General features: G+C 54.9%; 5 protein-coding genes. 1 reads left to right on the top strand and 4 read right to left on the bottom strand.

Going from position 1 to position 7,053, the window contains the following annotated elements; translation table 11 throughout:
• Nucleotides 1-335: 335 nt before the first annotated feature.
• The 4 genes from PN477_RS00450 to PN477_RS00435 form a co-directional block, all read right to left on the bottom strand.
• Complete coding sequence (locus PN477_RS00450) at nucleotides 336-3,026, bottom strand: phycobilisome rod-core linker polypeptide (protein ID WP_272117845.1); 2,691 nt, start codon at nucleotides 3,024-3,026, stop codon at nucleotides 336-338.
• A gap of 338 nt (nucleotides 3,027-3,364) precedes the next feature.
• Entirely contained in the window at nucleotides 3,365-3,841 is a 477-nt protein-coding gene (locus PN477_RS00445) for a TspO/MBR family protein (protein ID WP_272117842.1), read from the bottom strand.
• 18 nt (nucleotides 3,842-3,859) lie between these two features.
• Complete coding sequence (locus PN477_RS00440) at nucleotides 3,860-4,405, bottom strand: hypothetical protein (protein ID WP_272117840.1); 546 nt, start codon at nucleotides 4,403-4,405, stop codon at nucleotides 3,860-3,862.
• A 240-nt stretch (nucleotides 4,406-4,645) separates the two neighbouring features.
• Entirely contained in the window at nucleotides 4,646-5,431 is a 786-nt protein-coding gene (locus PN477_RS00435; protein WP_272117838.1) for a PD-(D/E)XK nuclease family protein, read from the bottom strand.
• A 239-nt stretch (nucleotides 5,432-5,670) separates the two neighbouring features.
• Here PN477_RS00435 and glmU point away from each other — a divergent pair, with 239 nt between their 5' ends.
• Complete coding sequence (glmU, locus tag PN477_RS00430; RefSeq protein WP_272117836.1) at nucleotides 5,671-7,032, top strand: bifunctional UDP-N-acetylglucosamine diphosphorylase/glucosamine-1-phosphate N-acetyltransferase GlmU; 1,362 nt, start codon at nucleotides 5,671-5,673, stop codon at nucleotides 7,030-7,032.
• The last annotated feature ends 21 nt before the right edge of the window (nucleotides 7,033-7,053 follow it).

The raw sequence follows: 7,053 nt of genomic DNA, 5'->3' as shown, positions 1-7,053 counted from the left end.
TCGGTGGCTAGTGCCGTTCTTGGAGATATCGTGAGACCCACAGGTCGGACAGGTCATCTCAATAGCCATGAGCTTGTCTCCCTAGTTATCGTAGTTGTGTAGCCTGATTTTCCTCCGTCCCGTGCATTAATGCACTACCACTTTTTCTTCAATTGTCTCCATGTAATTAACCCTGCGATCGCCACCCATCACAACACATCCGGATCGCGCCTGATGTCTCGCCGCATTTAATTTATTTGTATTATAGCGATCGCATTGAGGTGATATTGTCCCGATTTAGCACTAAAAAACCCCCTCAATCCGAGGGGGTTTTGAGTTAAATCGAGAATTTTAGGTTAGCGAATGCCGACCGGCTCAAAGCTGGGGACAACCACTTCGCTGTCTTGCTTCGTGAGCTTGTTGTAGAGCTTCTCGGTGTTCGGGAAGTTCGCCGCCGGGAGCGTCGGGAAACGACGGTAAGGCACGGTATCTTCGCCGAACAATTGCAGGTATTCCATCCCGTTCACCATCGCTCCGATGAAGGCGCTGATGCCTTGGGTAGCGAGGATTTGGTTGTAGGTTTGGATTTCCTTTTGGTTGAGGGGCGCACGACCGAGGAAGTGCTTGGTTCCCAACTCGATCACCTTCGTGTTCGGGTAGGGGGTGTAGAACTCCTTGAGGTAGAGTTCCGAGCGACCGAGACCTTCGATGAACTCTTTGACGGTGATTTCGCCGTTGCCGAGTTTGCTTTCGAGGGCGGTGAATTGGGTTTGGATCACGTAGGGGGCGAGGTCGCGCTCGAAGATTTGACGATAGGCAGCAGCGATCGCATTCTTCAACGCCACCTTGTCGCTCAAATTCGTCAGCTTGAACAGCTTCGTCTGTTGCCGCTGCGCCGTCACCCCTTGGTTGACCCGGAAACTCACATCCGGCTCCGTCCGATTCGCCGGAACCTGACCCAGTTCGATAAAGCGCGGCGTTGTTTCTGCCGTCACCTGCGTCGCAAAATCGGGCTTCAGCGCCCCCGGACGCGCCATCCGCATTTGCATCCCGGCCGGAGTCACATACCGCTCATAGGGTAGCGTATCTTCCCCAAAGGCTTCGGTGTATTCTTGGCTATCAACGATCGCATCAATCAAGGCATAGAAACCCTGCTTGGCGCAGATATCAAAATAAGCGTTGATTTCCTGACGGCCATAGGTCGGGCGACCCAACAGGCGGCGGTGAATATATTCCACCGACTTACAGACATACATCGACGACCAATAGAGGCTCCGGAACACCTCAGACTTCGCGAGGGCCTTGATGAACTCGCGCACGGTGATGTCGCCGTTTTCCAGCTTAATCTCCGCCAAGGTCAAACGTTGACCCGCATAGAGTTCACGACCGAACACTTGGCGATAGGCCGCGTTCAGGAATTTTTGGGTGCTGCTTTCGGAATATTTGACGCTAACGCCTTTCTTCCCAGTGGGCAACTGATCCAAACGGAACACCGACGCGCCAAGGCTACCGGGGAACTCACCCCGTGCGCCTGGATTGCTCACTTGGCTATTGGTGGCCGGGCCGCGGTGGATCAGAATCCGGCGGGTATCCTTACCGAAGGGCGACGGGCGGGTGTTGGGGTTGCGGGTTTCTTTCGGGAAAATCGCCCCGAATTGAATTTCCAGCGGGTCATTACCAGCACCGTAGACATGTTGATCCGGTAAGGGTTGCTCGTATTTCGCAAAGGTGGTGATGAATTGCGGCACTTTGCGGAAGGGCGCACTGTAGTTAAACAGGTCTTGTTGCATCCCCCAGTTGCGGCATTCTTGGGCTTCTTGACCCAGACCCCGCAGGTACGGCACGGTTTCTTCACCGAAATAGTCGGAGTATTCTTGGGAGTCCACGAGGGCATCCACTAGCGCCCCTAAGCCACCGGCGGAGACGATCGCAAAATAACTCTGCACCTCTTCGCGGGACGAGGGGCCCCGACCGAGGATGTGACGGAATGCCAGTTCAAGGGCGCGGCTGTTGATGAACGGCTCAAAGAACTGCTTGCGATAGAGGGGGGATTTTGCCAAGCGGCGCACAAATTCCTTCATGGAAATATCGCCGTTTTTCACCTGCGATTCCAAGTAGGAAATGGATTGGCTATAGGCACGGGTGATGTCCCGCTCAAAGATTTGCCGATAGGCAGCCTTGATGATCGCGCCTTTTTCCGAGGCGGAGAGGCCGGGCTTCATGACAAACTTTTGACGACGTTCGGCGGCGTTAAAGTAGCTTTGGGGCAGTTGCAAGCCTTGCTGATCGGCCGATTCCCGCTGACGGAGTTTATCCGAGGGGAGGGGGGCTTTAAACTCAGTGAGGGCCACGTCAAAGTATTCCGAGACGAGGGCGATCGCATCGTCATCGGTGGCGAAGTATTTGCGAGCGGCTACCTTCATTTCTTGGATCGCCACGATCGTAGCGGCACTTGAACAGGCGTTTTCGATGATTTCCCGCAGCCCGCGCACGTTTACCGTGATGATATTCGGGTCACCGGCCACGATCGCATAGGTGACATAGCGCAGCATCCAAGACAAATCCCGCAGGGATTTTTGCATGTTGCGGGGGCCATATTTGCTGATCGGAATCGTGCGAAACCCGGTGGGCGTTTCGATTTTATTCCCCGTACTCAAAAACAGGTTTTTGATGCTGTCGAGCACGCTGTTGCCGCCGCCGCTTTCGACGAAGGTGAGCGTGCCGGGGTCTGCGCCTTCTGAAGTCGTGCCGCTGGCGGGACTCGTTTCGGCATCATCTGAGGGGGGTTTTTCCAAAAAGGACATGGGAGAGCCGCCGGTAAAAATGCGGTTGGCGGCCCGCGATACGATGATCTCTGCGTTTTGAGAAATGGTTTGCGCGATCGCAATTCGCTTATTTCCAGAATCGAAAAACGCCTTGAGTTCGCCTAGTTCCCGCATATCGGGGAAACGGTCTTGTTGTTCAGCCTGCGCGATCGCCGACGTGGGAACCGTTTGATATCGTTGCGGGCGGGCTAGAGAACTTCCACCACTTGCCGTAATCGTCATAGTCTGCTCAGTTATCTCCTATCCACGGTTTTACACAGGTGTATTTAATGACAATCCGCTTAATCTCAAGTGGAACAATCAACGTCAGCCTCGGTGGTTCGGTGGGGTGAGCCACCGGATCAGGCTGAAAGTTTAGGTCTGTTTACACCTGATTGATTTGTCTTAGGTGGCGCAATGCCGATGGATTAAACGAATTCAATAAGTATTTTGAGTCAGTTTTTAGATTAAACCGTTTCCGGATTCCTGAGTATCTTTGTTAAGAACTGTATCAGTTTGTACCCAGAATGCGGCTAGATGTCTCTAGTTCAAGCTACCCCCTGGATCGGGGCAAAACAAGGCTAACCTTGACCGGGATTGAGGGCCACCATTTTCCAGGTAACCCAAGTGCCGATAGGACTCCAGAGCAGATAGGGCAAGAGTAACCCACCGCCCCACGGGGAAATCGGCCAGACTAGGATCGTTAAGCCTGCGCCCACCACGACCCCAAAGCTACCAATGGCAACCCCGACGAGGAGCCGCTGACAGCGACACATCACCGGGGTATAGGCCATGATCACCACTTCGAGAAAGGTATATCCGGCCATGAGTTGCCAGGCCTGGGCTGTGCCGGGGATGGTTTGCCAAACGAGATAGGCTGACCAGCCGCCACAGATTAAAATCGTGATCCAAATCAGGGGAATGAAGCGTTCAAAGGTGAGCCAAGGGGGACGGCGCAGGCGCATGAACCACTGGACATCCCGCAGGGAAAGCCGACTCATGCCGCCGGCGATCGCAATCCCCACCCCCGCAATGATTAACCAAGCCGGGATTTCCATCGGGTGAAACGCTCCACGCTAATCATTCTGTTGGGCAAGTTCGGGATCAAGGGGATCGCTGGGGCTGGGAGGCTGGGGGGGATTGGGTTGGGGGGAGTCGAGTTGCAGGGATTGAGGAAAACGAAACGTGCCTTGGCGAAAACTTTTGGCGATGCTGGCCCACTGGGGTTTGTAGAGATACCCTAAAATTGCGATCGCTAGCAAAATCGTTAGTAAATTCCCCCGCACGCCAAACCCAAACTTCGCCAACTCCGCACCACAGAGCACCGCTTGGGTGATCATCGTGCCGTAGAGGGCAAAGCGGCGGTTATTGTGCTGAAGGGACAGACTGAGATACAGGGCTACAATTCCCATACAAAACGTCACCAGCGAGAGTAGGGCGATCGCGCCCTGGTTCAGCAGTGCCCCATTGGTCATCCAGTCTGTGCCCGATTGGACTGCCTCACCGAGTACAATCAGGGCGATTTTTTGCACTCCCATCAAGAAGCTGATCGGGATCGCGATCAGGGCGCTAATGAATTGCAGACTGGTCAGAACTCTGAGGTCATTGGGAGCAGTGGTCATGGGTAGTCTGGCAAGAGCAGGGGTAAATAGCTAAAAATAATCCTTCTCTTCTTACCAGTATCCGGCATTAAAAATTCTGGATACTGAACAAAATCTAAAGCTTTACCCGTGGCGAACAGGGGTCGAGCGTGGGAAGCCTTGCTCCTGATGCGATCGCACGGCTTTGGGTCGATGGAAATGCCCTTGCCCTTTCGTAACGTCGTAACCGAGAAGAAAAGCCGTAGATGCTGGCGACAGGCTTCAGATATTCGGATCATTATGAATCATTTCTCGCCATTGGGTGGGGGAAAATGTTGTGGTTTCTTGACGTTCGCAACATTGGACAAAGGGGCAACGGCGACACAGGCCCTTCGCTTCCGGCACTTGTGCAAAGGGGGTGTTGTCGTCGCGGTACTGTTCCTCGGCGGTGAGCAACTGGGCGACGATGTGGCGAAGTTCGGTCTGGGTGGCGAGATAAGCAGCGGTGCTGTAGGGGAAGGTGTGCGATCGCACATTCTCCGCATCCCCCACAATCCAATAGGTCATCGTAATCTGTTCCGGTGCATAGTCCGACGTAGCCGCCAACACATAGGGATAGAGCTTCGTTTGCCAATTCTGCTCCACCTGTTCACGGGGCGGCAGATCCCGATAGGTCTTCCAGTCCAGAATCGTCGCCTGGTGGGCCGTCACCAGCAGCAGGTCATACACCACCGTCAACACCACATCGGGCCACTGCAAAACCCGACGGTGTTCCGCCTCCCGGCCAACATTCGGATCGGACTCCCGCAGTTCCGGCAGCTTCGCCAACAAGGCCTGATAGGTCACACCGAGGGGATCATCGGGACCAAACATCCCCTCCACCGGCAGCCCTAATTCCCGCTGTTGCATCAGGGTATGGAACTGACTTCCCCAGGTCAAACTCTCCTGGCGGTTGGGATCAAGGGGCCGTCCCAATTGCTCGTGGTAGGTGTATTGATACCGGCGGGGACATTGGGTAAAGGTGTTGAGTTGGCCTTGGGAGAGGCGCAATAGGTCAGAATATGCCATCAGGATTAGGCGATTGGGCCATTTTTCAAAGACAATGGGAACGGTCTTTGTTGGGAAAACGTGAAATCCTAGGACTCAAAACAGAGCATGATCTAGGCAGGAGTTTAGAGACGACGGCTCGGAGCGTCGTGGGTTTCTGTGGCCGTTGCCCTCAAGGCGCTGATCCTTGCGGGGATCACTGCTTGGATCATTGAGTTCCTAGCCTTACAGTATCTAAAAAATTTAAGCTTGATAAAACTATGGTAGCGGTAGCAATTTTGGCAGCCGGGCGCGGCACACGGATGAAGTCAGATTTACCTAAGGTGCTCCATACCTTGGGCGGTAAAAGTTTAGTCGAGCGGGTGTTACAAAGTTGTCGTGCCGTGGAACCTTCGCGGCAATTGGTGATCGTGGGGTATCAGAGCGATCGCGTCCGCACCACCCTCAGCCACCTACCGGGCGTTGAATTCGTCGAGCAGACTGAACAACTTGGCACCGGCCACGCCATTCAACAACTCCTCGACCCCCTCCAAGGCGTGGACGACGACCTCCTCATCCTCAACGGCGATGTTCCCCTCCTCCGCCCCGAAACCATCGCCACCCTCCTCCAAACCCACCGCACCCACCGCAACAGCGCCACCCTCCTCACCGCCCAACTCGCCAACCCCAAAGGCTACGGGCGCGTGTTTTGCGATGGCGAAAACTACGTCCAACAGATCATCGAAGACCGCGACTGCACCGAGGCCCAACGCCAAACCCCCCGCATCAATGCCGGGGTCTACTGTTTCCACTGGCCCCAACTCGCCGCCGTTTTACCCAAACTCTCCAACGAGAATGACCAACAGGAATATTACCTGACGGATGTGTTTGCGATGATGGCGCAAGTGATGGCCGTTGATGTAGAGGATAGCCAAGAAATTACCGGGATTAACGATCGCCGCCAGTTAGCCCAGGCCGCCGATATGCTCCAGGTGCGGATTAAAGACGACTGGATGCGGGCGGGCGTGACCTTGATTAACCCCGACAGCATCACCATTGACGACACGGTTACCCTCGCTCCCGATACCGTCATCGAACCCCAAACCCACCTCCGGGGCAACACGGTGATTGGGACAGGCTGCCGGATTGGCCCCAGCAGTTTGATTGAAAATAGCCAGATTGGCGAGAATGTGACGGTGATGTATTCCGTGATTACCGATAGCACCGTGGCGGCGGCAACGCGGATCGGCCCCTATGCCCATTTGCGGGGTCATGTGGAATTAGGCCAAGGCTGTCGGATTGGGAATTTTGTCGAACTGAAACAGACGCAGGTGGGGGAAAAAACCAATATTGCCCATTTATCCTATCTGGGCAATGCGACCTTGGGCGATCGCGTCAACATCGGCGCAGGGACAATCACCGCCAACTATGACGGCGTGAATAAACACCAAACCATCATCGGCAATGGCTGTAAAACGGGGTCGAATTCTGTCCTCGTCGCGCCCTTGGTTTTGGGGGAACAGGTGACGATCGCGGCCGGTTCGACGGTTACCGAAGATGTGGGCGACGATGCCCTCGTGATCGCCCGCAGTCGGCAAGTGGTCAAATCCGGCTGGCGTTTGTCGTCGGACTCATCACATTGACATCCTCCCCGCGCCTAAAGG

This window comes from Spirulina subsalsa CS-330 (assembly GCF_028330765.1).
GTDB classification, from domain to species: Bacteria; Cyanobacteriota; Cyanobacteriia; order Cyanobacteriales; family Spirulinaceae; genus Spirulina; species Spirulina subsalsa_A.
The sequence above is the reverse complement of the archived record's forward strand: the minus strand, read 5'-3'. Positions and strand labels throughout refer to the sequence as shown.

Excerpts from the sequence above, each read along its gene's own strand:
- PN477_RS00450 (WP_272117845.1), bottom strand. The coding sequence starts at position 3,026 with ATGACGATTACGGCAAGTGGTGGAAGTTCTCTAGCCCGCCCGCAACGA.
- PN477_RS00445 (WP_272117842.1), bottom strand. The coding sequence starts at position 3,841 with ATGGAAATCCCGGCTTGGTTAATCATTGCGGGGGTGGGGATTGCGATC.
- PN477_RS00440 (WP_272117840.1), bottom strand. The coding sequence starts at position 4,405 with ATGACCACTGCTCCCAATGACCTCAGAGTTCTGACCAGTCTGCAATTC.
- glmU (WP_272117836.1), top strand. The coding sequence starts at position 5,671 with ATGGTAGCGGTAGCAATTTTGGCAGCCGGGCGCGGCACACGGATGAAG.
- PN477_RS00435 (WP_272117838.1), bottom strand. The coding sequence starts at position 5,431 with ATGGCATATTCTGACCTATTGCGCCTCTCCCAAGGCCAACTCAACACC.